This window comes from Bilifractor sp. LCP21S3_F8, assembly GCF_052117805.1.
Taxonomy (GTDB): Bacteria; Bacillota; Clostridia; order Lachnospirales; family Lachnospiraceae; genus Bilifractor.
In genome coordinates this window covers 1-2,189 of record NZ_JBQKIK010000055.1, presented here as the reverse complement: position 1 = coordinate 2,189, position 2,189 = coordinate 1, and the positions used below count along the sequence as shown (strand labels likewise).

General features: G+C 51.9%; 2 tRNA genes and 3 rRNA genes. All 5 read left to right on the top strand.

Annotated elements, in window-relative coordinates:
- Positions 1-523, top strand: a 16S ribosomal RNA gene (locus ACTQ3A_RS13825); the annotation flags it as partial.
- A gap of 98 nt (positions 524-621) precedes the next feature.
- Positions 622-739: ribosomal RNA gene (gene rrf / locus ACTQ3A_RS13820) — 5S ribosomal RNA — on the top strand.
- 7 nt (positions 740-746) lie between these two features.
- Positions 747-819 (top strand) — tRNA-Ala (locus ACTQ3A_RS13815).
- A 35-nt stretch (positions 820-854) separates the two neighbouring features.
- Positions 855-928 (top strand) — tRNA-Ile (locus tag ACTQ3A_RS13810).
- A 297-nt stretch (positions 929-1,225) separates the two neighbouring features.
- Positions 1,226-2,189, top strand: a 23S ribosomal RNA gene (locus ACTQ3A_RS13805); the annotation flags it as partial.

Sequence of the window (2,189 nt, the reverse complement as noted above, 5' to 3'; positions counted from 1 at the left end):
CTTTCCTTCGGGACAGAAGAGACAGGTGGTGCATGGTTGTCGTCAGCTCGTGTCGTGAGATGTTGGGTTAAGTCCCGCAACGAGCGCAACCCTTATCCCCAGTAGCCAGCAGGTGAAGCTGGGCACTCTGAGGAGACTGCCAGGGAGAACCTGGAGGAAGGCGGGGATGACGTCAAATCATCATGCCCCTTATGATTTGGGCTACACACGTGCTACAATGGCGTGAACAGAGGGAAGCAGAGCCGCGAGGCCGAGCGAATCTCAAAAAACGCGTCCCAGTTCGGACTGTAGTCTGCAACCCGACTACACGAAGCTGGAATCGCTAGTAATCGCAGATCAGAATGCTGCGGTGAATACGTTCCCGGGTCTTGTACACACCGCCCGTCACACCATGGGAGTCGGCAATGCCCGAAGCCTGTGACCCAACCCGCAAGGGAGGGAGCAGTCGAAGGCAGGGCCGGTAACTGGGGTGAAGTCGTAACAAGGTAGCCGTATCGGAAGGTGCGGCTGGATCACCTCCTTTCTAAGGAATGAATGAGTAAAAGATGTGTTTTACTGTTGAGTTGTCAAGGTAACAAGCGCGGAACAATCCGGTTACCGCAGAAACAACTGTATAAACTTGCTGGTGGCGATGCGCCCGGGGGAGACACCCGTTCCCATTCCGAACACGATGGTTAAGACCCGGGCGGCCGAAAATACTATGCTGGAGACAGTATGGAAAGATAGGCGGCCGCCAGCATCCTTACGGGGATGTAGCTCAGTTGGGAGAGCACCTGCCTTGCAAGCAGGGGGTCGAGAGTTCGAATCTCTTCATCTCCACTGCATATGAATCACATATGCATCAAAACAGAAAAGGGCTTATAGCTCAGCCGGTTAGAGCGCACGCCTGATAAGCGTGAGGTCGGTAGTTCGAGTCTACTTAAGCCCACTTGGACTTAAGAAATTAAGCCCAGAGGTCAGTACATGCTGATCAGATACGTACCTTGAAAACTGAATACACAAACGATTCCAAAAAGAAATCCAAAGCACAATCGAAAAATCAAAAGATTTTGAAATTGTTCACGAAGATAGGAAGACATCCGAGGCGTTACAAAGGAAGCAGAAATGATTCCGATGAACGTTTCATGGATAACATTCTTTTGCCGGAGTGTTATCCGAAATGCAATTTATGCAAAATGTGTTTTCAGGTCTACGCTAAGATCTGAAGGCACGGCCATTTTACAATAGGTCAAACATAAAGGGCGCAGGGCGGATGCCTTGGCACTGAGAGCCGAAGAAGGACGTGATTAACTGCGAAAAGCCGCGGGGAGACGTACATAGTCATTGATCCGCGGATGTCCGAATGGGGAAACCCGCATGAGCAAACCTCATGCATCCATGCATGAATCCATAGTGTATGGAGGGAGACCTGCTGAACTGAAACATCTAAGTAGGCAGAGGAAAAGAAAGAAAACTCGATGTTCTAAGTAGCGGCGAGCGAACGGGACAGAGGCCAAACCGGAGTGCATGCATTCCGGGGTTGCGGACAGCCAGAACGTACTGAAGAAGGCAGCCGAATAAGTTTGGGAAACTTATCCATAGAGCGTGAGAGACGCGTAGGCGAAACCGGAAGCAGACAAGGCTGCACCAGAGTACCACGGGACACGGGAAACCCTGTGGGAAGCCGGAGGGACCACCCTCCAAGCCTAAATACTCTCAGTGACCGATAGCGCATAGTACTGTGAAGGAAAGGTGAAAAGAACCCCGGGAGGGGAGTGAAAGAGAACCTGAAACCCTGTGTCTTCAAACTGTTGGACACCGATACATGACCGGTGGACAGCGTACTTTTTGTAGAACGGTCCGGCGAGTTGCCGGTGCTGGCGAGGTTAAGGACTGAAGGTCCGGAGCCGAAGGGAAACCAAGTCTTAAGAGGGCGGTATGAGTCAGTACAGGCAGACCCGAAACCGGGTGATCTACCCATGACCAGGCTGAAGCTGGCGTAAGAGCCAGTGGAGGGCCGAACGCACATCTGTTGAAAAAGGTGGCGATGAGTTGTGGGTAGGGGAGAAATTCCAATCGAACCCGGAGATAGCTGGTTCTCCTCGAAACAGCTTTAGGGCTGGCCTCGTTCGAGATCCGTGGAGGTAGAGCACTGAATTTGCAAGGGGGCGTCAAAGCTTACCAAGCGATATCAAACTCCGAATGCCACG